Origin of the sequence: Intestinirhabdus alba, assembly GCF_009711095.1 — a bacterium.
In the GTDB taxonomy this organism is placed as follows: domain Bacteria; phylum Pseudomonadota; class Gammaproteobacteria; order Enterobacterales; family Enterobacteriaceae; genus Intestinirhabdus; species Intestinirhabdus alba.
The window spans coordinates 1-603 of record NZ_WMJZ01000135.1 but is presented as its reverse complement, the minus strand read 5'-3'; the positions used below and the strand labels follow the sequence as shown (position 1 = coordinate 603).

General features: G+C 41.0%; 1 protein-coding gene. It reads left to right on the top strand.

The annotated features are described in order from the left end of the window. Positions 1-12 precede the first annotated feature (12 nt). The coding region (locus GJV78_RS22745; RefSeq protein ID WP_330998850.1) for an AMP-binding protein at positions 13-603 on the top strand (591 nt) is incomplete at its 3' end.

The window sequence follows — 603 nt, the reverse complement described above, 5'->3', positions numbered from 1 at the left end:
GACAACCCGCAGGTGCAGGGGCTGACGTCACGGCATCTGGCATACGTGATCTACACGTCGGGTTCGACCGGAATGCCTAAAGGGGTGATGGTGGAGCATAAGGGGGTTCTTAATTATTTGTATTTTGCTAATAAAAAATACGGTAGCAATAGATGTATAAATAGCGTCTTATCTTCCTCTATAGCTTTTGATGCTACCGTTACTAGCCTTTATACCCCTTGGTTGTCTGGCGGTCTGGTTGATATTATCAAAGATGGTGAAGAGCTTAATGTTCTTCCATCTACCATTATGGAAGTGAAAAATAAAACTATCGTTAAAGTCACACCCTCCCTCTTATCAGCTATGGGGAAGGTTTTTGAAGTCGATAAAAAAATGAATATTGAAGTTTCTTTCATTGTTGGTGGAGAGCAGCTTCCTTCTTCTGTACTTTCCGTAATTAAAGATATATCCGATGGATTTAAAATATTTAATGAATATGGTCCTACAGAGGCAGTGGTTGGGTGTTGCATTTTTGACACCAGGAGCTTTGAGACCGAATTTGATAGTGTACCTGTAGGAAAAGCAATAGCCAATACGCGGCTGTATCTGTTAAATGAACAGCGG